This window comes from Aeromonas rivuli, assembly GCF_020149575.1.
GTDB lineage: Bacteria > Pseudomonadota > Gammaproteobacteria > Enterobacterales > Aeromonadaceae > Aeromonas > Aeromonas rivuli.
In genome coordinates, this window is record NZ_CP079742.1 from 1,834,262 (window position 1) to 1,856,585 (window position 22,324).

Annotated in this window: 26 protein-coding genes; 19 read left to right on the plus strand and 7 right to left on the minus strand. The window is 58.3% G+C overall.

Annotation, left to right across the window (positions count from 1 at the left end):
• Nucleotides 1–38 precede the first annotated feature (38 nt).
• The gene (locus tag KYK33_RS08650) at nucleotides 39–1,034 is read left to right on the plus strand and encodes a fumarylacetoacetate hydrolase family protein (protein ID WP_224432716.1); all 996 of its coding nucleotides are present in this window, start codon (nucleotides 39–41) and stop codon (nucleotides 1,032–1,034) included.
• 45 nt (nucleotides 1,035–1,079) lie between these two features.
• Nucleotides 1,080–1,715 carry a maleylacetoacetate isomerase gene (gene maiA / locus KYK33_RS08655; RefSeq protein ID WP_224432717.1) on the plus strand — a complete coding sequence of 212 codons (636 nt, stop codon included), beginning with the start codon at nucleotides 1,080–1,082 and terminating at the stop codon, nucleotides 1,713–1,715.
• A gap of 92 nt (nucleotides 1,716–1,807) precedes the next feature.
• Here the strand turns inward: maiA and KYK33_RS08660 are convergent, their stop codons facing one another.
• From KYK33_RS08660 to KYK33_RS08675, 4 genes are all read right to left on the minus strand, one after another.
• On the minus strand, nucleotides 1,808–2,242 hold the full coding sequence (locus KYK33_RS08660) for a PAS domain-containing protein (RefSeq protein ID WP_224432718.1): 435 nt from the start codon (nucleotides 2,240–2,242) through the stop codon (nucleotides 1,808–1,810).
• An 8-nt stretch (nucleotides 2,243–2,250) separates the two neighbouring features.
• On the minus strand, nucleotides 2,251–3,306 hold the full coding sequence (locus KYK33_RS08665; RefSeq protein ID WP_224432719.1) for a response regulator: 1,056 nt from the start codon (nucleotides 3,304–3,306) through the stop codon (nucleotides 2,251–2,253).
• A gap of 84 nt (nucleotides 3,307–3,390) precedes the next feature.
• Nucleotides 3,391–4,284, minus strand: a complete 894-nt coding sequence (locus KYK33_RS08670) for a LysR family transcriptional regulator (protein WP_042043805.1) — start codon at nucleotides 4,282–4,284, stop codon at nucleotides 3,391–3,393.
• A gap of 72 nt (nucleotides 4,285–4,356) precedes the next feature.
• Complete coding sequence (locus tag KYK33_RS08675) at nucleotides 4,357–5,052, minus strand: DUF2982 domain-containing protein (protein WP_042043806.1); 696 nt, start codon at nucleotides 5,050–5,052, stop codon at nucleotides 4,357–4,359.
• A gap of 136 nt (nucleotides 5,053–5,188) precedes the next feature.
• Between KYK33_RS08675 and KYK33_RS08680 the strand changes: the two genes are divergently transcribed.
• The 4 genes from KYK33_RS08680 to KYK33_RS08695 all read left to right on the plus strand — a co-directional run bounded on the left by KYK33_RS08680 (nucleotide 5,189) and on the right by KYK33_RS08695 (nucleotide 9,477).
• Entirely contained in the window at nucleotides 5,189–7,162 is a 1,974-nt protein-coding gene (locus KYK33_RS08680; RefSeq protein WP_224432722.1) for a putative bifunctional diguanylate cyclase/phosphodiesterase, read from the plus strand.
• 66 nt (nucleotides 7,163–7,228) lie between these two features.
• Entirely contained in the window at nucleotides 7,229–7,954 is a 726-nt protein-coding gene (nfsA, locus tag KYK33_RS08685; protein ID WP_224432723.1) for an oxygen-insensitive NADPH nitroreductase, read from the plus strand.
• Between the two features lie 178 nt (nucleotides 7,955–8,132).
• On the plus strand, nucleotides 8,133–8,900 hold the full coding sequence (locus KYK33_RS08690) for a hypothetical protein (RefSeq protein ID WP_042043811.1): 768 nt from the start codon (nucleotides 8,133–8,135) through the stop codon (nucleotides 8,898–8,900).
• Nucleotide 8,901: 1 nt separating this feature from the next.
• Nucleotides 8,902–9,477, plus strand: a complete 576-nt coding sequence (locus KYK33_RS08695) for a VOC family protein (RefSeq protein ID WP_224432724.1) — start codon at nucleotides 8,902–8,904, stop codon at nucleotides 9,475–9,477.
• Between the two features lie 11 nt (nucleotides 9,478–9,488).
• Here the strand turns inward: KYK33_RS08695 and KYK33_RS08700 are convergent, their stop codons facing one another.
• Complete coding sequence (locus KYK33_RS08700; RefSeq protein WP_224432725.1) at nucleotides 9,489–10,691, minus strand: MFS transporter; 1,203 nt, start codon at nucleotides 10,689–10,691, stop codon at nucleotides 9,489–9,491.
• An 89-nt stretch (nucleotides 10,692–10,780) separates the two neighbouring features.
• Between KYK33_RS08700 and KYK33_RS08705 the strand changes: the two genes are divergently transcribed.
• Nucleotides 10,781–11,674 carry a LysR family transcriptional regulator gene (locus tag KYK33_RS08705; RefSeq protein WP_224432726.1) on the plus strand — a complete coding sequence of 298 codons (894 nt, stop codon included), beginning with the start codon at nucleotides 10,781–10,783 and terminating at the stop codon, nucleotides 11,672–11,674.
• A gap of 44 nt (nucleotides 11,675–11,718) precedes the next feature.
• On the plus strand, nucleotides 11,719–12,693 hold the full coding sequence (gene cysB, locus KYK33_RS08710) for an HTH-type transcriptional regulator CysB (protein WP_042042922.1): 975 nt from the start codon (nucleotides 11,719–11,721) through the stop codon (nucleotides 12,691–12,693).
• Nucleotides 12,694–12,815: 122 nt separating this feature from the next.
• Here the strand turns inward: cysB and ribA are convergent, their stop codons facing one another.
• A complete protein-coding gene (gene ribA / locus KYK33_RS08715) occupies nucleotides 12,816–13,409 on the minus strand; it encodes a GTP cyclohydrolase II (RefSeq protein ID WP_042042921.1) in 594 nt (197 codons plus the stop codon).
• A gap of 255 nt (nucleotides 13,410–13,664) precedes the next feature.
• On the opposite strand from ribA, the gene cmk reads away from it, so the two are divergent.
• From cmk to pyrF, 6 genes are all read left to right on the plus strand, one after another.
• Nucleotides 13,665–14,357 (plus strand): (d)CMP kinase, encoded by a 693-nt coding sequence (gene cmk / locus KYK33_RS08720; RefSeq protein ID WP_042042920.1) that lies wholly within the window; start codon nucleotides 13,665–13,667, stop codon nucleotides 14,355–14,357.
• Nucleotides 14,358–14,450: 93 nt separating this feature from the next.
• On the plus strand, nucleotides 14,451–16,121 hold the full coding sequence (gene rpsA / locus KYK33_RS08725) for a 30S ribosomal protein S1 (protein WP_042042919.1): 1,671 nt from the start codon (nucleotides 14,451–14,453) through the stop codon (nucleotides 16,119–16,121).
• Nucleotides 16,122–16,213: 92 nt separating this feature from the next.
• Nucleotides 16,214–16,498 carry an integration host factor subunit beta gene (gene ihfB / locus KYK33_RS08730; RefSeq protein WP_005908129.1) on the plus strand — a complete coding sequence of 95 codons (285 nt, stop codon included), beginning with the start codon at nucleotides 16,214–16,216 and terminating at the stop codon, nucleotides 16,496–16,498.
• A 158-nt stretch (nucleotides 16,499–16,656) separates the two neighbouring features.
• On the plus strand, nucleotides 16,657–16,953 hold the full coding sequence (locus KYK33_RS08735) for a LapA family protein (protein WP_005908128.1): 297 nt from the start codon (nucleotides 16,657–16,659) through the stop codon (nucleotides 16,951–16,953).
• 9 nt (nucleotides 16,954–16,962) lie between these two features.
• Nucleotides 16,963–18,129 (plus strand): lipopolysaccharide assembly protein LapB, encoded by a 1,167-nt coding sequence (lapB, locus tag KYK33_RS08740; RefSeq protein WP_224432727.1) that lies wholly within the window; start codon nucleotides 16,963–16,965, stop codon nucleotides 18,127–18,129.
• A gap of 15 nt (nucleotides 18,130–18,144) precedes the next feature.
• Complete coding sequence (pyrF, locus tag KYK33_RS08745) at nucleotides 18,145–18,846, plus strand: orotidine-5'-phosphate decarboxylase (protein ID WP_224432728.1); 702 nt, start codon at nucleotides 18,145–18,147, stop codon at nucleotides 18,844–18,846.
• On the opposite strand, the gene rrtA is transcribed toward pyrF, so the two are convergent.
• Nucleotides 18,821–19,399: a rhombosortase gene (gene rrtA / locus KYK33_RS08750; RefSeq protein WP_224432729.1), complete on the minus strand. Its 579-nt coding sequence runs from the start codon at nucleotides 19,397–19,399 to the stop codon at nucleotides 18,821–18,823. The two genes, pyrF and rrtA, sit on opposite strands and share 26 nt — an antisense overlap.
• Here rrtA and KYK33_RS08755 point away from each other — a divergent pair.
• The 5 genes from KYK33_RS08755 to KYK33_RS08775 are packed head-to-tail and all read left to right on the plus strand — an operon-like array spanning nucleotide 19,398 to nucleotide 22,235.
• Nucleotides 19,398–20,021 carry a tRNA-uridine aminocarboxypropyltransferase gene (locus KYK33_RS08755; protein ID WP_224432730.1) on the plus strand — a complete coding sequence of 208 codons (624 nt, stop codon included), beginning with the start codon at nucleotides 19,398–19,400 and terminating at the stop codon, nucleotides 20,019–20,021. The genes rrtA and KYK33_RS08755 overlap by 2 nt on opposite strands.
• 13 nt (nucleotides 20,022–20,034) lie before the next feature.
• Nucleotides 20,035–20,724, plus strand: a complete 690-nt coding sequence (gene queC / locus KYK33_RS08760) for a 7-cyano-7-deazaguanine synthase QueC (protein WP_042042914.1) — start codon at nucleotides 20,035–20,037, stop codon at nucleotides 20,722–20,724.
• Between the two features lie 51 nt (nucleotides 20,725–20,775).
• Complete coding sequence (queE, locus tag KYK33_RS08765) at nucleotides 20,776–21,447, plus strand: 7-carboxy-7-deazaguanine synthase QueE (protein ID WP_224432979.1); 672 nt, start codon at nucleotides 20,776–20,778, stop codon at nucleotides 21,445–21,447.
• Nucleotides 21,448–21,678 carry a DUF3820 family protein gene (locus KYK33_RS08770; RefSeq protein WP_042042913.1) on the plus strand — a complete coding sequence of 77 codons (231 nt, stop codon included), beginning with the start codon at nucleotides 21,448–21,450 and terminating at the stop codon, nucleotides 21,676–21,678.
• Nucleotides 21,675–22,235, plus strand: a complete 561-nt coding sequence (locus KYK33_RS08775) for a cob(I)yrinic acid a,c-diamide adenosyltransferase (protein ID WP_042042912.1) — start codon at nucleotides 21,675–21,677, stop codon at nucleotides 22,233–22,235. The genes KYK33_RS08770 and KYK33_RS08775 overlap by 4 nt, the downstream gene beginning before the upstream one ends.
• Nucleotides 22,236–22,324 lie beyond the last annotated feature (89 nt).

Genomic DNA, 22,324 nt, shown 5'->3' on the forward strand with positions numbered 1-22,324 from the left:
CCCAACCGCATGTTTGCATTGAGAGAAAAGGAACAAGGATGAAACTGGCAACCCTGAATAATGGCCGTCGCGACGGTGCCCTGCTGGTGGTGAGTCGCGATCTGGGCCGCGCCGTGCAGGTACCACAGATAGCCCCTAATCTGCAGGGGGCGCTGGATGAGTGGCACAGATTGGCGCCCCGTCTCGAAGCGGTTTATCAGGCCCTGAACGAGGGGAAAACCGACGGCGCCTGCGCCAGTGCGTTCCCCTTTGACGAAGGCGCTTGCCTCTCGCCGTTGCCCCGCGCCTATCAATGGCTAGACGGCAGTGCCTATGTCAACCACGTGGAGCTGGTGCGCAAGGCGCGCGGGGCCGAGATGCCGGCGAGCTTCTGGCAGGATCCCCTGATGTACCAGGGGGGATCGGACAGCTTTCTGCCGCCCCGTGGCCCCATCTTGATGGCCGACGAGGCCTGGGGTATCGATTTTGAGTCCGAGATCGCTATCGTCACCGACGATGTGCCCATGGGGACGCCGAAAGGCAAGGCGGCTCGCCACGTTCGGCTGCTGATGCTGGTCAACGATGTCAGCCTGCGCAATCTCATTCCGGGTGAACTGGCCAAGGGGTTTGGCTTCTTCCAGTCCAAGCCCTCCAGTGCCTTCTCGCCACTGGCCATTACCCCGGACGAGCTGGGGGAGGCCTGGGCGGATGGCAAGGTGCATCTGCCACTGCGGACTCACCTCAATGGCGCTCTGTTTGGGGCCCCCGATGCCGGGGTGGACATGACCTTCGATTTTCATGATCTCATCGCCCATGCGGCGCGTACAAGGCCGCTCGGCGCGGGCACCATCATCGGCTCCGGCACCATCTCCAACTATGATCGCAGCGCCGGTTCGGCATGCCTCGCCGAGCGCCGGATGCTGGAGATAATCGAGTCGGGTCAGGCAACTACTCCCTTTCTGCGCTTTGGTGATACAGTGTCCATCGCGATGCAGGATCGCAATGGACTGAATCTGTTTGGGACCATATCTCAACGAGTGACCCAAGCGGAATGACATGCAAAGGCGGGCATGCCCTGCCCGCCAGGACAGGGACAGACTATGTTGCAGTTGTATGGATATTGGCGCTCGTCAGCAAGCTATAGGGTCAGGCTGGTGTTGCAACTCAAAGGATTGAGTTACGAACAGAAAACCGTTCACCTGGGCAAGGGTGAGCAGAAAGATAAAGTCTTCAAACGCATCAATCCCCAAGGGCTGGTGCCCTTTCTCATCGATGATGAGATAGAGATAGGCCAGTCGGTGGCCATCATGGAGTACCTTGATGAAACCTATCCCGCTCACCCCCTGATGCCCTCAAAGGCTCAGGACAGGGCGCGGGTTCGCCAGATAGTCAACATGATTGCCTGCGATGTACACCCGCTCAACAACTTGCGGGTGCTCGACTATCTGGAACAGGAGCTGGGTCTGGGGCAGGATCGCCGGGATGAGTGGTATCGTCACTGGATTGATGAGACTTTCCGGGCGCTGGAGCCCCTGTTGATGACTACGGCCGGCGTCTATTGCGTCGGCAACGAGGTCACCCTGGCAGACTGCATGCTGGTGCCTCAGGTGTATAACGCCCGACGCTACCAGATGTCCCTGGATGAATATCCCACCATAGCGCGCATCGTCGCCAACTGTGAACCCTTGCAGGCCTTCGTCAAGGCCGCGCCCGAGCAGCAGCCCGACGCCCCCTGAGGTGACAACCTGAAACGACAGCGCCCTCGCATTGCGGGGGCGCTGTCGTATTGGCCCTTGACGAAGTCAGGGCCGCCTGGTCGCCGAGTGGGTCAACGGGTGGCGCGGGCCTGGCCGAGCAAGATGGCCTCGTCGGTGGCGTCGTAGATCATGACGCCGATATGGGTGACCTGGCCACAGAAGTCTGCCAGGGGCACCAGGGTCAGGTTCTGGTACATGAAGGGGGCCGCCCCCGTGATGGGGCGATAGTTGGAGAAGCGCAGCAGATAGGGGCGCTGTTCCCAGGTACTGAAGGCGCGGTTGTTGAGGGTGAATACCTGATTGGCCTTGCGCTCGAACCAGGGCCTGTCCAGCTCTTCGAACAGGGTGAACAGCTCACGGTCACGCACCTCGGCGGCCAGACGGCCGCTGTGGCTCTCCATGAAGCCGTTCCATACCTGAACCTTGAACTGGCGATCCAGCACGATCAGGCCCACATCCAGGTTCTGGACTATGTTCATCAGCCAGTGAAATTCCCGTATTTCCATGTGAACTCCTAGAGCAGGTGTTGAACCTTGTGATTCATGGTGGCGATGGAGTCCTCGGTGAACAGCAGCAGCAGATCGCACTGCACGCCATAGCCCTGGATCTTGTAGTTGATCTCGATGGCCAAGGTGCGGCGCCAGCGGTTTTTGTTGGTGTCGATGAGCTCGTGGATGGGTCTGTGCTGACCGAGTAATACCGGATGGCCTTGGCTGAAGTGGGTATCGAGCTGGGCACTGAAACCGCGCAGGAAGGCGCCGATCAGCACGTTGGCGGTGTCCATCAGCAGTTCCAGCTCGGCGGCTCTGTCGAGTTCCCCCTCATGCTTCATCAGCCGTGCCAGATCGGTGAAACTGGCATCGTGGAACAGCAGCAGCGCCTCACCGGCGATACCGGCCCCGATGAATCCCTGGCACAGGGCGGAGAGCGTCTCCGAGCGGGCGGCAGAAGAGAGAGCCATGTGCAGCTCCGACACCTCGAGCACATTGACGTTGGGGATGGGCAGGATGACGAAGGCGTCGAGCAGGCGGGCCAGCAGCGCGGCGGCCTGGCCCATGGCGACGTTGGCCAGCTCCTGATAGAGATCCCGAGTTTGGGGGCACAGTTGCAGCTCGCTCTGCGAGGGTGCATCCGCCGTGGCGTCATCGGCGCTGGCCAGGGCCATCACAGGGACTGTCGCGCTATGGAGACTGGCCTGTTCCTGTTTGGGTTGCCAGAAGCCGTGTTGTTGCAAGAAGGCTTGCAGCGTCTCGGGGGAGGCGGGTTTCTTGATGAAATCCAGTGCGCCCAGGGCCATGACCCTGGCATGCGCCTCGGGTTGTATGTCCCCCGAGACCACCAGCACCTTGCTGCGGATCCCTTCTCGCTGGAGGGTCTCCAGCACGCCATAGCCATCCATCTCTGGCATGGTGAGATCGAGCAACACCAGGTCGCCATGACCCATCAGGATCTGCTCCAACCCTTCCACGCCATTGGCTGCCTGGTGCAGGGTGATGGCCCACTCCTTGGGCAAGGCCCGGGCCAGCTGCTTGCGGGCAAAGCCCGAATCATCACAGATCAATACATTCATGGGGCCGCCCTCTTATAAATCCTGAAGATAAGTGTGGCCCGTCCACCTCAGCTGCCATGACATTGGGGTGGGCAACGGCGAGTGCTAGCGATCCCGCCGGTAACGTTCCGAGTACTTTTCGACAAACTCGGCAAACAGCTTAACACGCAGCGGGGCAAAATTGGGTTGCGTCACCAGCATGTAGAAGGGGCGACTAGCGGTTTTCCAGTCGGCGAGAACCGGATGAAGCTGACCTGCCTGCCAGGCCTGGTGTGCCAGATGGAGGGGCACATTGATGATGCCCAGATGCTGGCTGGCTGCCCGTACCGCGGCCTGAGTCTGGCTCACGGTCAATTTGGCCCGGGTGCGGATCTGGGCAACCGCCCCTTCCCGGTCGTTGAGCTGCCAGTGCTGGTGCGGCCAGCAGTAGATGAGATCGTGATCCGCCAGGGCATGTGGGTGCGCGGGCTGGCCCCGTTTTTCCAAATAGAGGGGAGAGGCAAAGAGGCCGTATTCGACCCGGCCCAGCAGGGTGGCATGGGCCAGGGTCTGCGGCAGTTCGCCATGGAACAGCACCAGATCCTTGTCGCCTTCGAACAGCTGTTGATGATCATTGGTCTGGCAGATGTCGAACTCTACTTCTGGATGGTGCAAGGAGAAGTCGGCCACCATGTCGATGAGCAGGGTGCTGGAGAGGGCAATCGGCGCCGCCAGCCGGATAAGACCAGCCAGGTCAGCCTCCTTGCCCTGGATCTCCCCCGTTGCCTGCTCGATCTGGGCCAGTGGCGTACAGAGTCGCTCGTAGTAGCGCAATCCTTCGTCGGTGAGGCGGATCTTGCGAGTGGATCTGTGCAGCAAGGGGTAGCCGAGGGCCTCTTCCAGATGAGTAATGCGGCGACTGATGCTGGCGGTAGGCATGCCCAGGGCACTGGCGGCGTGGGAGAAGCCCCCTTCCTGTACCACCTTGACGAATAAATAGAACTCTTCGATGAACTTCATAGGAGGCATGGCACTCGAGTCAAACAGTGACCTTAAGAAGCGGCCCCCTCCTTGGCAAGGGCAATCACGGCTTTAATTGATCTGGATTAGGTTCGACTCGAGTTGGTACTGATGCAACAGGCGCACGAACTCATCGGGCTCCCGATCCAGGCTGCTGACCGGTACCAGCAGATCGTAACCTATCAGTGTCCGCAGCCGGGTCATGCGGTTGGCCAGCATGGCTATCACCCCCTCGTAGTCCTGACCCTCCCCTGAGCGATAGTGACTCTCTTCGAACAAGTCATCGAACTGGCTGGCGCAGGTGCCTGTCGGGCAGTCGGCCTGCTCGCTCTGCAGCACCTGCATCAGCACGGCCCGTTGCTCGGTGAGTATGCCCACCGCCAGTCGAGGTGTGATCAAGTTCAAAAAACTGTCGTAATCTTTTATCCGCAAGCCAATGTAGGGGATCTCGACCAGATCCCAGCCCAAATGGATGCGGGGTCGATCGATCCGTTGGATATTTACCCATTTGAGAACCCATCCACCCTGTTTGTGGTGATATTGCAAGCAGTCGTGACAGAGAGAGAGACTGAAATGAGGCTCTCTTAGCTTCAATGAGCCGATAAACAGTGTCATCAGACCAGTCAGCAGGCCGCAATAGACAGGGATTAGTGGTTGTTCACTGAATAAAAAAAGTATAGAAATCATGGCAATGGTTACTATTAACCCGAGCAATACCAGCGTGAGTCCGTTTCTTCTGACCATGGGTTGTACGTGCAGTGTTTTCATATGAGGACGACCTTGCCGCTCTTCCTATATTTTCAGTCTAAGCCCCATATCAAGATATGTTGTAGTCAGGCAGATATGGCGCCGTGGACGATCGTTCCTCACTCTCAAGGAACAAGCTGATGAATCACCATAACAGATGAATACGCTCGACGAAGGCACCCTCGACAGCTTTGAGGTGCTGCACACACCTATCTGGGTCTATGACATTCTCCATCACCGCATTTTTTGGGCCAATGAAGCCGCCCTCGCTATCTGGGAGGCGAGCTCGCTCGCCGAACTCAAGGCGCGGGATTTTGGTGCCGACATGGCCGATGCCATCGCTCTGCTGCTGCAACGCTATCTCGGTGATTTCCAGCAGGGGCGCAGCTACAGCGAGTGGTGGAGCCTCTCCCCAAAGGGGGTCAAGAAGCAGGTCTATCTCCGTTTGTCCGGGGTGCAGCTGGCGGGGCGCCTGATGATGATGACCGAGGCGGTGATCGATGCTGACAGCCTCCATCAGCAATCCTCCCTCGCCACCGGTGATACCCTGGCCTGCTTGTTCGATGATGTCGGCCATCTGGTGAGTGGCAATCACCACTTCGACGCCTGCTTCGGGGGCACTATTGATACCCTTGGGCAGGTCTTCTCCGGTAATGACGATGCGTTTTTCAATAAGCTGTCGCGCCTCGATGAGGTAGTGACCGAGGGGGAGTGCCGCACCCTGCGGGGCATGCGCTGGTTCCAGTACCAGTTTCGCCATATCCAGCAGGGGGCGCAGACGCTGCTCACCATGCGAGACATCACGGATCGCAAGCTCGAAGAGCTGGAGCATCGCCATCTCGCCTGGCACGACTCCCTCACCGGCTTGCTCAACCGTTATGGTCTGATGAAGTCGCTGGAGGCTTACTGCGGCATGGGGGGCCGCTTCGCCCTGGTGTTCATGGATCTGGACAATTTCAAGCTGGTCAATGACAACTATGGTCACAAGGCCGGCGATCGCCTGCTCGAGCGGGTGGCGGGTCGTCTCAAGCAGGTCTGTCCGCGCGATGTGGAACTGGCCCGGCTCGGGGGGGATGAGTTTACGGCGCTGGTGCCTCTGACGAGCGGTAGCGAGCGGGCTCAGGAGGTGGCGGATCTGATGCTCTCCCAGATGAGTAAACCGCTGCAATTGAGCGGGGTGCCCGAGGTGACTATCGGCGGCAGCATCGGTATCGCCGTCTACCCGGACGATGCCGATGATGGTGACAACCTGATCACCCGCGCCGACATGGCCATGTACCAGGCCAAGCAGATGGGGCGGCTGCGTTGGCAGCGTTTCACCCCCAGCATGCAGCAGAACCTGCATCGCAAGCTGACCCTCAAGCAGTTCCTGGCCAAGGCCATAGGCCGCCAGGAGCTGAGCCTCAACTATCAGCCCCAGGTCGATGCCGCCAGCCAGCAACTGCTCGGCTTCGAGGCGTTGATCCGCTGGCATAATCCCGTGCTGGGGCAGGTCTCCCCGGGGGAGTTCATTCCCCTTGCCGAGGAGATGGGGCTCATACGCGAGATAGGGGGCTGGGTACTGGATAAGGCGCTGGCCCAAATGGCCCACTGGCAACGTCACTTTGGAGTGCGGGTGCCTGTCTCGGTCAATCTGTCCGGTTTTCAGCTGGCGCCCTCCCTGCCTGAGCAGGTGGCCGCCTCGCTCAAGGAGCATGGGGTGGATCCCCATCTGCTGACCCTAGAGCTGACTGAAACCGTGTTGATGCTCGACATGAACGGCTGCATCGGCATTCTGGATCGCCTGAGTGAGCAGGGGATCAAGATAGCCATCGACGATTTTGGCACGGGTTACTCCTCCCTGGCCTATCTCAACCGCTTGCCCATCGACACCATCAAGCTGGATCGCTCCTTCGTGGTGGGGCTCAACCTGCCGGTGATCCGCGCCACTGTCGCCATGGCAACGGGTCTGGGGCTTGGCATCATGGCGGAGGGGGTGGAGGAGGAGCATGAGCTGGTGGCACTGCGCTCCCAGGGATGCCATGTGTTCCAGGGTTTCCTGTTTGGCAAGCCGATGACGGTGGCCGACATTGAGGAGAGCCGCTTCATCCTCTACTGCCCGGTGGGGGAGTTTGTCCTCGGCCAGTCATAGATAGAAAGAGGGCCTTGGGGCCCTCTGTTTTTTTAGGTTAGAGTGTGGCCCTTATCAGGAGACAGCATGAACCAGACCATAGATCTTATTCTATCCCATCGCTCTATTCGCCAGTTCACACCGGATCCCATCGCGGCCGAGCAGCTGGATCTCATATTGCAGGCAGCCCAGGCGGCGGCCAGCTCCAGCTTCCTGCAAGCCAACAGCATCATACGGGTGACGGACATGGCACTGCGCCAGCAACTTGCCCAGCTGGCGGGGCCCCAGCCTTATGTGGCCCAGGCCGCCGAGTTTCTGGTGTTCTGCGCCGATTTTCATCGCCACCTGCAAATCGTGCCGCATGCCTACACAGGGTTCGTGGAGCAGCTGATGATTGGTGCCATCGATGGGGCCCTGATGGCGCAAAACGCCTTGCTGGCCGCTCAGTCTCTTGGCCTTGGCGGCGTCTATATCGGTGGCATTCGCAACCACCCCGTCGAGGTGGTGACACTGCTCGGTCTACCAAAGCATGTGATCCCGCTGTTTGGCCTCTGTCTGGGTCACCCCGAGCAGCAACCCGAGCAGAAGCCTCGTCTGCCCCAGGCCATGGTGGTGCATGAGAACCGTTATCCCGCGCAACTCGACAGGGAACTGCTTGCCGATTACGATCGCCAGATCCAGGCGTACTATCAGGCTCGCAGCAGCAACAACAAGGTGCAGACCTGGAGCAGCCAAATCGAGGCTACCCTCGGCAAAGAGGCGCGCCCCTTCATGGATGCTTTCCTGCAATCCCAGGGATTTAACCTCAAGTAAGGCCTCATTGGCGGGGGAGGCTACCCTGTTTGGCTCAAGTATTGACGGCGACGGACGATATTAAAGGCGCTCTCTCCTTGATGATGACTGGGTGAGACTGTGAGCCCTGCAGGCTATCGCACTGGGGTAAGCTGTTGTAGGATCAGGCAATTGGATAGGGAAGGAACGGATAAAGCCTATGATTTTAACACTGATATTGCTGTCGATCGGCGCGCTTCTGTTTCTGGTGATCGCCTATAACGTCATGCAGCAATATAAGCAGAAGGCGGAAGCCGACAAGCGCCAGGCCATTGCCAAGCACAAGTCCATCGCCGATGAGACCGAAGAGGTGCTGCTCAACGTCAACCTGGTGCCTTTCTCCAAGAATCTGGTGTTACTGCTCCAGCACAGGATCCTGGACGCTTACCGCGCCATCGCCCAAGTGATGCCGGGGAATGCTCAGATCCGTCAGCGTGTCTTGGATGTGCAGACCCAGATCAAGAATGTGCGGGAGAACTACAGTAGCCACGATGAGGGCCACTTCAAGACGCCGGAATCCGATCGCCAGGCGATCCAGATGCTGCAACTGGTCAAGAAGATGCGCGCCGTGCTGCGGGTCGAACACAACAAGGGCAAGATAGATCCTCAGGGCTTTGCCCAGGAAGATCGCCGCCTCGAACTGATGCAGCTCAAGATCAACATCGCCAACCTGCTCAAACGGGCCATGGATGCCCAGATCCAGGGGCAGTATGGAACCTGCCGCCAGCTGTTCACCAAGGGGCTGGCGGCGGTGAGCAATATCGGCGACAAGGATGCCTATTTGTTGGCCCGGGAGGAGGACATGCGTCAGGGGCTGCAATCGCTGGATGAACACCTGGCCCAGCAGAGTGAGTCCGAGCTGCAAAACATCAAGGATAAAGAGACCGATGAACTCGACATCCTGTTCCAACCCAAGAAGAAGTGGTGACATGACCCATCTCCTCGACGAAAAACTGGGGCCCATGGCCCCTTTTGTTATTGGTCTGCTGCGGGAGCTGGACGCGCTCGGTATCGATCTCTGCCAACCGGAGATCGATCACCTCTGCTATCGCGCGGCCAGCCCGGGTGAATACCTGCTTTTAAGCGACTGCCTGGCCGATGCAGGCGATCTGCTGGTGGAGGGCATGATAGGAGGGCGCCCCATCGCGACTTACCGTTTGCATCAACCGCTGCACATTCAAATGCGCAGCAAAGATGGCGCAGCGATCGACACCCAGGTGCCCTGCATCGAACTGGCAGCGCCCAAGCCGGGTCGCAATCATCAGGCGGGTCTGGAGCATATCGAACTGGTGGTGGCGAGTCTGCCAGCCCTGGTGGCGGCGCATCCCCAGCTTGCCTTCAAGACGGGCAACATGGGGGACAGTCGCAATCCGGATGTGGGACTGATGCTCGGCTCGGGGCAGGTGAAGTTCCACCTGCGCTCCCTCGAAGCTGTCATCGAAGAGGAGATTGGCACGGCGGCCGTGGTGCCGGTGCCGAAGGATTACTTCACGCAGCAAGATTGAGGCCTGTCAATTCAAATGGTCAATGGCTGATCGCGATGGGCCTTCTGGCGAGCCAGCCATAACGAGAGGCCAGCCGTTACCAGCAGCACCAGCTCTATTCCCAAGACCAGACCCGGCAACTGCCCTTGCTCCCAGAAGGGATGCAGATAGAAGCCCCCCAGGCTCGCCCCCAGGTAGTAGGCAACCAGATAGAGTGAAGAGGCCAGTGCCCGGTTGTGCTCCACATGCTGACCGACCCAGGCGCTGGCACAGGCGTGGGCGAGGAAGAAACCAAAGCTCGACACCAGCAAGCCCCCGAGAATAAACGCCAGTGTCTGGCCGAGCAGCAGCAGGCCCCCCAGCGCCATCAAGGCGATCCCCACCAGCAACAGCTGTTCTGCCCCGACTCGTTGGGCGCAGCGGCCGCTGATGGAGGAGGCCAGGGTGCCCGATAGATAGGTCAGGAACAGCATGCCGAGCCACTGGGGCGGCAGGGCGAAAGGCTCGGCCGAGAGCAAAAAGGTGAGGTAACTGAACTGATTGAGGAACACCAGAAAGTTGAGGCCGCCGATGAGGTAGGCGCCGACTAGCAAGGGATTGCGCAAGTGGCTTCCTAGCGCCTGCCTGAGCTGGCCGGGCGTGGCGAGGGCCGGGGTGAAGTTGCGCTGAACCGGTAGCAACCACACCACCAGGGGAAAGAGCAGCACGCTGATGACGCCTATGCCCAGAAACGTGGCGTGCCAACTGTCAAACCAGCCAGCCAACAGGCCGCCGAGCACCCGACCGGCAATGCCTCCCAGGGAGTTGGCGGCGATGTAGATCCCCACTGCCGAGATGAGGGCACGGCGATTGAACTCCTCACCCATGTAGGCGATGGCGGTGGCTGGCAACCCGGCCAGCAGCATGCCTTGCAGGATCCGCAGCAGGACAAGGGATTCAAACTGCTCGACACCGCTTGCGATCAGAGAGAGGGCAATGGCACCGGCCAGGGTCCACAACATGACTCGGCGGCGGCCGAAACGGTCGGCAAGGCGGGCACAGACCAGCAGGGCGAAGGCGAGCCCGGCGGTGCAGCCCGCCAGGGTCCAACTGGAGTAAAGGGAGCTGATGGAGAACGAGTTCGCCAGCATGGGGAGCAGGGGATGGGTCTGGTAGAGATTCAGAAACACCAGAAATGAGCCCAGGCTCAGGGCCAGGGTGGCGCGCAGCCACTCGCGACTTCCTACTTCGATCATGGGGAGACTCCAAGGTTTTCCCTAGATTAGTGGGTCGCCTTCTATAAATATAATATATTTAAGTTATCCAACTCATAACGAGAATTGATATGGACCTCAAGCAGCTCGGCTATCTGCTGGCGGTGCGGGATACTGGCTCCTTCACCCGGGCCGCCCAGCAACTGCATGTGGCACAACCTGCGGTCAGCATGGCCATTGCCAAGCTGGAGCAGGCATTGGCGCTGCGCCTGTTCGATCGCCAGGACAAGTCGGTGCGACTCACCCCTGAGGGGGAGGTGCTCTGTCGTCATGCCGAGCGCCTGCTGTTGCAGATGCATCAGGCCGAGGCCGAAATGGCCGAGCTCAAGGGATTGGAGCGAGGGGAGGTGCGCATCGGCATTCCCTACATGATGGGCTCTTACTATTTCCCACCCATTCTGATGGCCTTCAAGCACCAGTACCCTGGTCTCAAGATCCGAGTGGAGGAGGCGGGGACCCGGGAGCTGCTCAGCCGTATGGTGGCGGGGGAGCTGGATTTGGCCATCTTGATCACCAGCGATCTGCCGCCCGCCCTGGAGGGGGGACAGCTGCTGCGCGAGGAGATGCTGATGGTGGTGGGTCAGGATCACCCCTTGCATGGGGCTCCGAGTGTCACCCTGGCCGAGTACTTTCAACAGGAGCTGGCGGTGTTTCGCCGTGGCTTCTATCACAGGGAGCACATGGAGGCGCTCGCCCAGGGGCTCGGCATAGAACCCAATATCGCATTCGAGAGCAATCTCATCCCCCTGCTCAAGGCGGTGGTGCGCCAGGGCTTTGCGGTGAGTACCTTTCTGCGCATGGTGGTAGAAGAGGACGCTGAGCTGGAGGGGATTGCCTTCGAGCCGCCCATTTTTCTGGATCTCTGCGTCGCCTGGCGGCGGGGGGATCCCCTCTCTCTGGCCAATCGGGCCCTGCGAGATTTCCTGCTGTCACAGCCCATGACAGAAACGAAGGCTAATAACTAAAAGTTTGTTAGTATTAGTTGAAGTCGTCTTTAGAGCCTAACACCATGAAACTCCAACAGTTGCGCTATATCGTGGAAGTTGCCAACCACAGATTGAACGTGTCGGCAACGGCGGAGAGCCTGTATACCTCTCAACCGGGGATCAGCAAGCAGGTTCGCATGCTCGAAGATGAGCTGGGAATTCAGATATTTGAACGCAGCGGCAAGCATCTGACCCAGATCACGCCGGCCGGGCGGGACGTGATCAAGATTGCTAACGAGATCCTCGGCAAGGTGGAGGGCATCAAGTCGGTGGCGAGCCAGCATACTCACCCCGAGCAGGGGACCTTGCACATTGCCACCACTCACACTCAGGCCCGTTATGCCCTGCCTGACGTGATCAAGGGCTTTATCAAGCGTTTCCCCAAGGTCTCCTTGCACATGCATCAGGGCACCCCGACCCAGATCAGTGAGGCCGTGGTGAAAGGGTTGGCGGATTTTGCCATCGCCACCGAGGCGCTGCACCTCTATGAAGATCTCATCATGCTGCCCTGCTATCACTGGAACCGCAGCGTGATAGTGCCTCGTGGTCATCCGCTGACCCAGGTGAGCAAGATCTCCATCGCCGATATTGCGCACTACCCCCTGGTCACCTATGTGTTTGGTTTTACCGGCCGATCCGAGCTCGATACCGCCTTTAACCGCGCCGGTTTCGAGCCAAATATCGTCTTCACCGCCACGGATGCCGATGTGATCAAGACCTATGTTCGCCTCGGGGTTGGCATCGGTGTCATGGCCACCATGGCCCTGGACAAACAGACGGACACGGATCTGGTGGCGCTGGATGCCAGCCACCTCTTTGCTCACAGCACCACCAAGATTGGTTTTCGCAAGGGCTCCTTCCTGCGCACCTACATGTATGATTTCATGACCCGCTTCGCGCCGCATCTGACCAGAGATGTGGTCGAGAAGGCCATCGCCATGCGCTCCAGTGACGACGTGGATGCCATGTTTGCCAACATCGATCTGCCGGTTCGCTAACGGGGACTGGCACTTTAACGATGACGATGGCCAAGTTAAAAGTGCTGTAACGGGCTTTCTCATGCGCAATAAAAACGCCTCCCATCGGAGGCGTTTTTATTGCGTGGTGCAAGAGCGGGGGGTTATTTCTTCAGCATGTGGTCGAGCTTGTTCGCCTTGGTGGCGAGATAAAACTCGTTGTGGGGATTGCGCCCCTCTTGCAGCGGCACCCGCTCGGTGACGGGGATGCCGAAACTCTCCATCGCCTTGACCTTGCGTGGATTATTGGTCATCAGACGCAGACTCTTGATCTCGAGTGCCTTGAGCATGTCGGCGCAGATAGTGTAATCGCGCATGTCAGCAGCAAAGCCCAGGGCCACATTGGCCTCGACCGTATCGGCGCCTTGATCCTGCAGATGATAGGCTCGGATCTTGTTGAGCAGGCCGATCCCCCGTCCTTCCTGGCGCACATAGAGGAGCACGCCCCGGCCGGCTTCGGCAATATGCTGCAGCGCGGCCTGCAGCTGAAAACCGCAGTCGCAGCGCAAGCTGAACAGGGCATCACCGGTGAGACACTCGGAATGAATGCGACCGAGGACGGGTTCATCACCGCTGACATCGCCCATCATCAGGGCGGCATGATCTTTACCTGTGCCAACTTCCTGGAAGCCCACCAGGGTGAAGGTGCCCCAAGGGGTTGGCAATTTGGATTTGGCCACGAGAGTAATGCTACTCATGGGGTACTCCTTAACAACGAGGACGCGAAAAAAGGGGATCAGTTTAGCGCGCCTCGGGCTCCGCGACCATCAGAACCCGTCGGGAAGAGTCTGAATCCCCAGAAGAAACCTTGTACACAAAAACCTCAGTTACGACAGCTTTTACGCGGAACTGTGCGCTGGCGACTGCCAGCGACCTCACATTTGGGTATACTCTGCGCCCATTACCTCATCCCCGCCGGGATGATGCGCAACATCAAGTGCAGGAGATATCTTATGTCCCAAATGGCCCCCGTAATGACAGTCGATGGCCCGAGCGGTGCCGGTAAAGGCACCCTGTGCCAACTGCTGGCCGAACAGCTGGGCTGGCAGCTGCTGGATTCCGGTGCCATCTACCGGGTACTCGCCCTGGCGGCGCTGCATCATGATGTGGAGCTCGAGAGTGAAGCGGCGCTGGTCCCCCTGGCCGCCAATCTGGATGTGCAGTTTCCGGTCGAAAATGGCCACATGAAGGTGGTGCTGGAGGGCGAAGACGTCTCCCGCACCATACGCACCGAGACGGTGGGTAATGCGGCCAGCAAGGTTGCCGCTTTCCCGCGAGTGCGTGAAGCCCTGCTGCGCCGCCAGCGCGCATTTCGTCAGACCCCGGGCCTCATCGCCGATGGCCGCGACATGGGCACTGTGGTTTTCCCCGAAGCAGAGATCAAGATTTTCCTTGACGCAAGCGCCGAGGAGCGGGCCCAGCGCCGCTATAAGCAGTTGCAAGATAAGGGCTTTGATGTTAACTTTGAGCGTCTTTTAACCGAGATTCAGGAACGTGATGACCGCGACAGAAATCGCGCCGTAGCGCCACTGAAAGCGGCTGAAGATGCCCTGGTGGTGGATTCCACCGCGCTGACCATAGAGGAAGTACTGGCAACGGTATTATCCTATGCAAAGCAACAACTCAATGATGTCAGCTCACGCTGACATCAGTCGTCTGCGCCAAGGATGGAGCAGATTATTTCAAACAACCCCGCTGGTGCCGGATTGCTAGTGGATGTTTCATTTGTGACACAAACAATGATCGAATCTTTTGCTCAACTCTTTGAAGAGTCCCTGAATTCCGTTGAAACCCGTCAAGGTTCCATCGTTAAGGGTACCGTCGTTGGTATCAAGAACGGTTTCGTACTGGTTGATGCCGGTCTGAAATCCGAGTCTGCCATTCCTGCTGAAGAATTCAAGAACGCCCTGGGCGAGCTGGAAATCAACGTAGGTGACACTGTCGACGTAGCTCTGGACTCTATCGAAGATGGTTTCGGCGAAACCAAGCTGTCCCGCGAAAAAGCCAAGCGCCATGAAGCCTGGCTGCAGCTTGAGAAGGCTTACGAAGAGCAAGCTACCGTTATCGGTATCATCAACGGCAAGGTCAAGGGTGGTTTCACCGTTGAACTGAATGGCATCCGTGCCTTCCTGCCGGGTTCTCTGGTTGACGTGCGTCCGATCCGTGACACCGCTCACCTGGAAAACAAAGAACTCGAGTTCAAGGTCATCAAGCTGGACCAGAAGCGCAACAACGTTGTGGTTTCCCGTCGTGCCGTGATCGAAACCGAGAACACCTCCGAGCGCGAAAGCCTGCTGGCCAACCTGCAAGAAGGTCAAGAAGTTAAGGGTATCGTTAAGAACCTGACCGACTACGGTGCATTCGTAGATCTGGGCGGTGTTGACGGCCTGCTGCACATCACCGACATGGCGTGGAAGCGTGTTAAGCATCCTTCCGAGATCGTCAACGTTGGCGACGAGATCTCCGTCAAGGTACTGAAGTTTGACCGCGAGCGTACCCGTGTATCCCTGGGTCTGAAGCAGCTGGGCGAAGATCCCTGGGTTGCTATCGCCAAGCGTTACCCGGAGACCACTCGTCTGTCCGGCCGCGTGACCAACCTGACCGACTACGGCTGCTTCGTTGAAATCGAAGAAGGCGTTGAAGGCCTGGTACACGTTTCCGAGATGGATTGGACCAACAAAAACATCCACCCGTCCAAAGTTGTCAACGTTGGCGACCTGGTAGATGTCATGGTCCTGGATATCGACGAAGAACGTCGTCGTATCTCCCTGGGTCTGAAGCAGTGCAAATCCAACCCGTGGCAGCTGTTTGCCGAAACTCACGCCAAAGGCGACCGTGTTTCCGGCAAGATCAAGTCCATCACTGACTTTGGTATCTTCATCGGTCTGGATGGCGGCATCGACGGCCTGGTTCACCTGTCTGACATCTCCTGGAACAACCAGGGCGAAGAAGCCGTGCGTGAATTCAAGAAAGGCGACGAGATCGAAGCCGTTGTTCTGCAAGTGGATCCAGAGCGCGAGCGCATCTCCCTGGGCGTCAAGCAGATCGAAGAAGACCCGTTCAACAAGTACCTGGCTGACAACAAGAAAGGTGCTATTGTGATCGGTAAGGTTACCGAGGTTGATGCCAAAGGTGCCGTGATCGAACTGGCTGACGGCGTTGAAGGCTACCTGCGTGCCTCCGATGCAGCCCGTGACCGCGTAGAAGACGCGACGCTGGTTCTGTCTGTCGGTGACGAAGTTGAAGCCAAATTCATGGGTGTTGATCGTAAGAACCGCACCGTTAGCCTGTCCGTCCGTGCTAAGGACGAAGCTGACGAACGCGTTGCTATCGATAGCCTGAACCAACAAGAAGAAGTTGTGTTCAGCAATGCTATGATGGAAGCGTTCAAAGCAGCCAAGGGTGAGTAATCCTTGATGCGAGAAAAGGGCGGCATCACGCCGCCCTTTTTTATTTTGACGTCATGAATATTGCATGTGATCGGGGAAGGAGATTTAACGTTATGACCAAATCAGACCTCATCGAACAACTGGCTGCGAGCCGCATGCATATGCCGGCTAAGGATGTTGAGGCCGCTATCAAGGAGATCCTTGAGCAGATGGCATCGACTTTACAAAACGGCGATCGGATTGAAATTCGCGGTTTTGGCAGCTTTTCTCTGCACTATCGTGCTCCGCGGGTCGGGCGAAATCCCAAGACTGGCGACAAGGTGGAATTGACGGGCAAATATGTCCCGCACTTCAAACCGGGTAAAGAGTTACGCGAACGCGTCAACCTCGTTGAATAATGCAGAAAACGGCATACCTGAGTATGCCTTTTTTGTTTTTGTCCCTTTAATTGTGCCAATTCACTTGTTTCTGAAAGTCTTTTCCCATTCGCTCTAGAGTCTGCCGTGGATTTTAAGGATAATCATCAGGTCTTTTTCGATACTGACAGGAAGATCCTATGAAGCGTATCTTGGCCCTTATCCCGCTGGTGTTGGTCTTTATCTTCACCCTGGCCCTCGGCTCACAGAATGGTCAGTTGGTGCAATTCAACTATCTGATTGCCCAAGGCGAGTTTTCCCTTTCCCTCTTGCTTGGCCTCTTTTTTGGTACCGGCTTCCTGCTTGGCTGGCTGGTCTTTGGCCTCTTGTTCCTGCGCCTCAAGCTGCAGAATCGCACCTTGAATCGCACCGTGCGTCGGCAATCTCGCCAGTTAGAACTAGCCACTGCATCGGACAAGGGGTCCGGTAAGGAATAACGTTCCTCCATGCTTGAACTGCTTTTCCTGTTGTTACCCATTGCAGCCGGTTACGGCTGGTATATGGGGCGCAGGAGTGTTCGCCAGGACACCCAGAAACAGAGCAACCAGTTTTCCCGCCAATATGTGGCGGGCCTTAACTATTTGCTCTCCGACGAGTCTGACAAGGCCGTCGATCTCTTCATTCAGTTGCTTGAAGTCGACAGCGACACCATCGAAACCCATCTCTCCCTCGGCAATCTGTTTCGTCAGCGTGGGGAGGTCGATCGCGCCATCAAGATCCACCAGAACCTGGTCAGCCGCGAGCTGACGCGCGAACAGCGCCAACTTGCCCTGCAAGAGCTGGCGCGGGATTTTCTGGCTGCCGGTCTGCTCGACAGGGCTGAGGCCATCTGGGTTGAGCTGTGCGAGGATGGCGATTTCGAGGAGACGGCGCTCACCCAGTTGCTGATCATTCATCAACAGCTGCGGGATTGGCAGCAGGCTATTCTGGTTGCCCAGCGTCTGCAAAAATTCCCCGGCAAGAAGCTGGCCGAGCCCATCTCCCATTTCCATTGCGAACTGGCTGAGCAGGCACTGATGGATGGCGACCTGAGTGAGGGGCGTGCTCGTCTGAAGAAGGCATTGGGGGTCAATCCCCATTGCGCTCGAGCCAGCCTGCGTTTGGCCAAGCTGGACATGGAGGAGGGCGATTACCTGCAGGCGAGCCGCGAACTGCTGCGCGTCTTCGAGCAGGATATCGATTTTGCCTCCGAAGCCATGCCACTGCTGAGCGACTGTTATGAAAAGCTGGGCCGCAGTGCCGAGCTTATCCCGTTGCTTGAGAAAGCGGTGGAAGATCACGCAGGGGTGAGTGTCACCCTGGCGCTGGCCAAGCTGGTGGGAGAGCGTGATGGCCTGCACCAGGCTCGTGCCCTGGTATTGCGGCAGTTGCGCCGCCACCCCTCCATGAAGGGTTTCTACCAGCTGGTAGGCTTCCAGCTTGCCAGTGCGGAGCCAGGCCCCGCCAAGGAGAGCCTGGAGCTGTTACAGCAGTTGGTCGGCGAACAGATCAAAATAAAATCAACCCACAAGTGCCGCCAGTGTGGCTTTGCCACCCACTCCTTGTTCTGGCAATGTCCCTCCTGCCGGCAGTGGGGCTCCATCAAGCCGATCCGTGGTCTGGACGGTGAATAACCTATAGGAAGAGAAATGCTAGATCCCAAAGTTCTGGTCGCGCTGGATTATCAGTGTGAAGCCGATGCCCTGGCCTTCGTTGAACGGGTCTCACCGACCCAGTGCCGCCTCAAGGTGGGCAAGGAGATGTTCACGCTGTTTGGCCCCCAGTTCGTGCGTCAGCTGGTTGCCAAGGGCTTCGACGTCTTCCTGGATCTGAAGTTTCACGACATCCCCAATACGGTTGCCAAGGCCGTTGCGGCCAGTGCCGAATTGGGTGTCTGGATGGTGAACGTGCATGCCAGCGGGGGAGAGCGCATGATGCGGGCCGCCAAAGCAGCCCTCGTGCCTTATGGCGATAAAGCGCCGTTGCTCATTGGCGTGACGGTACTGACCAGCATGGAACAAGAGGATTTGCAGGGCATTGGTCTGGATATCAGCCCGGCCGAACAGGTGCTGCGCCTGGCTCGCCTTGCCAGGGCATCCGGGCTCGATGGAGTGGTCTGTTCTGCCAACGAAGCGAGGGAGTTGAAGGCCGCGCTGGGGGATGACTTTACCTTGGTGACGCCAGGAATACGCCCTCTGGGCGTGGCACAGGGCGATCAGCGCCGGGTGATGACGCCCCGTGAGGCAGTGGCTGCGGGGGCGGACTATCTGGTGATTGGGCGTCCGATCACCCAATCGGCCGATCCGGCTCTGACCCTTGCAGAAATCAACGACGATCTCGCCAGCCGCTGACCAAGAGCGTGAGCAGGCCAAGCACCAGGCCTGCTCCCGCACCGACCAGATGTGACCCTATGTGTACCTTGGCCCCGATCAGCATGGCGGCCGGACCATCCCCCCCGGAGTAGTGATCCAGTCCCAGTTTGATGGCAATCCCCAGCAGCATGAGCCAGCCCGAATGACGGCGGTGGCGAATGTCTTGAATGGCCCCCCAAACGAAGAGCCCATGCAGCATGCCGGACAGGCCCATGTACCATTGGGTGTGCGGATAGCCATACCACAGGCCCAGGCCCACGGCGAGACTGAGCACTGCCAGCAGCCGCGGCAAGGCCCAACCCTGCAGGTAATCACAGAACAAGGCATAGAGCACCAGCAGGCCGGCGAGGTTGAGCAGCAGGTGCCACAGATTGGTGTGAGCCAGATTGCCTGTTATGATGCGCCACCCTTCTCCCTGAGCTATCAGCGTCCGGTTGAAGGCGATGAGATCGTTTGGCACGGTAAAGAAGAGGATCAGGCAGGCGAGTGAAAGCGTGATGAGCCAGAATAGCCCGGATTTGACTGACAACATGAAAGGGCCCAACGAACAAAACAGTCGCTACTGTACACGCTGCGTCCGCGCCCTCAAAGCCTGTCTATGCGAATATATTCATCCCGTGGTGAATCGGGCCCCCCTGGTCATTTTGCAACACCCGAGTGAGGTGGGGCATCCCAAGGGTACCGCGTCCCTGCTGGCCGCCAGCCTGACCGAGGCCCAGATCTGGGTCGGGGAGACGTTCAGCGAGCACCCGGCACTGATGCAGTTGCTGGCCACTCGTCCCTGCTATCTGCTCTGGCCCGATGAACAGGCCCGGCCTCTGGCCGAGTTGCGTGCCTTGCCCCCGGCCTCAGCCCAGGGAGAGCCTTGCTTCCTGCTGCTCGATGGCACCTGGCGCAAGGCTTATAAAATGCTCTGTCTGAACCCGGCGCTAGCCGCCTTGCCGCGCATTGCCCTCGCCACCGCCCAAGGCCAGTACCTTATCCGCAAAAAGCCTTTTGCCACGGCCTTGTCGACCCTGGAGGCGGGCTATCATCTGTTATCGCAATGGGAGGGCGACCCGGCCAAATATGCCCCCTTGCCGAATCTGTTCCATCGTCTCAACGAGCAGTGGCTCTCCTATTCGACGCGCAAGCCAGCGGCCCTGCGCCCTTAAGAGGATCTATCAAGTGAGAAAAGCAGTTGTGGTGTTCAGTGGCGGTCAGGACAGTACCACCTGTCTGGTACAGGCCAAGGCGCAATATGACGAGGTTCACGCCATTACCTTCGACTATGGTCAGCGCCATCTGGCGGAGATTGAGACGGCCCGCACCCTATCCAAGGTGCTGGGCGTGGCTGCCCACAAGGTGATGGATGTCACCTTGCTGGGGGAGCTGGCCATATCGGCCCTGACCCGGGACGATATTCCGGTCAGTGGCGAGTTGCAGGACAATGGCTTGCCCAACACCTTCGTGCCGGGCCGTAACATACTCTTCCTGACCCTGGCGGCCATCTATGCCTATCAAGTGGGCGCGGAGGCGGTGATCACCGGGGTCTGCGAGACGGATTTCTCCGGTTATCCCGATTGCCGCGATGAGTTCGTCAAGGCGCTTAACCATGCGGTGGCGCTGGGACTGGATCGTGGCTTGCGTTTCGAGACGCCCTTGATGTGGCTCGACAAGGCCGAGACCTGGGCGCTCGCCGATACGTTCGGCCAGCTGAACCTGGTGCGCGAACAAACATTGACGTGCTACAACGGCCTGATTGGCGATGGCTGTGGGACCTGTCCCGCCTGCATACTGCGCCGCCGTGGTCTGGATCAGTATCTGGCTGATCGGGCAGGCGTCAGCCTGCGTCTGCAACACAAACAGGGGCGCTAGCCTTATTCACCCCGCACGGGGTCACAGTGATTGGTAACCAGTAGTTTTATGATGCTCTACCCGATTAACGAAATTTTTCAGACCATACAGGGGGAGGGGGTGTTCACCGGCCTGCCCGCTATCTTCGTGCGCCTGCAGGGCTGTCCCGTCGGCTGCCCCTGGTGTGACACCCGTCATACCTGGGTGGTGGATCCGGCGCGCCAGGTGCCGGTCAGCCAGGTGCTGGATTGCTCTAACGAATCCGATGGTTGGAGCCCGATGAGCGGCGCCCAGATATTGGCCAGTTTTGCCGAGCTGGGTTATCGGGCCAAGCACGTGGTGATCACCGGAGGGGAACCCTGCCTCTATGATCTGAACGAGCTCAGCGAGACCCTGTACCAGGCCGGTTATCAGCTGCAGATAGAAACGAGCGGTACCAGCGAGGTGCTGACCCATCCGGCGACCTGGGTCACCGTATCCCCTAAAATAGGGATGGCTGGCGGCTTGACTGTGTTGCCCAACGCCTTGGCCAGGGCCAATGAAATCAAGCATCCTGTGGCAATGATGCGACATGTCGAGGAGCTGGATGCCCTGCTCGCCGGCGCCCAGCTGCGCGAGGATGTGGTGATCGCGCTGCAACCCATCAGCCAGAAACCCAGGGCAACCCAGCTTGCCATGGCGGTCTGTATTGAACGTAATTGGCGCCTCTCTATCCAGACTCATAAATATCTGGAAATCGATTAAATGACCGGCTTGCCTGACGAACAGATATTGCTGACTCTGGCCACGCCAATGCCTTATGGCAAATATCGGGGGCGCAGGCTCATCGATTTACCTGAACCTTATCTGGTGTGGATGGCGCGGAGTGGATTTCCGGCTGGCTCTCTGGGGCAATCACTGGCATTGGCGTATGAGATAAAATTAAATGGGCTCGAGTCCATGATACTACCCATCATCGATAGGATATCAGTATGAGAATATATACCCGGCAAGGCGACAAGGGGATGACCCGATTGGCAGATGGTAGCCGCATTGCCAAAAGTCATCAGAGAGTGGCCAGTTATGGCGACATAGATGAATTAAATTCTCATATAGGTCTTCTTGCTGCGAAAATAACCGATCAGCAACCCCAGGTATTAGCCGAGTTGACCCTCATTCAGCAAGAGTTGTTTGACCTGGGAGGTGAATTGGCATTTTCGAGTGAGGCGCAGTCGAGTGCTATTTGGCAGGTCAGGGAGGAGTGGACGACGCGACTGGAATCCCAGATCGATCATTACACTGAACAATTAGCGCCGCTGCGCCAGTTTATTCTACCCGGCGGATCTGAAGCGGCTGCCCTGGCCCATGTGGTACGGACACTGACGCGGCGCTGTGAGCGACAGCTGCTTGTCCTGGCTGAACAGGAGCAGATCAACCCTGCCGTCATCCCCTACGTCAACCGGCTCAGCGACTGGTTCTTTACCCTGGCTCGCTACCTGGTCTGCCAAGAGGGCAAGCCGGAAGTGCATTGGATTAAAGCGGCAGACAGGTAAATACCCAGATGGTTCTGACGACAGAGTGAGCAACCTTGTCTGGAGCAAAAAAAAACCTCGCCATGCGAGGTTTTTTTATAGGGAATGCC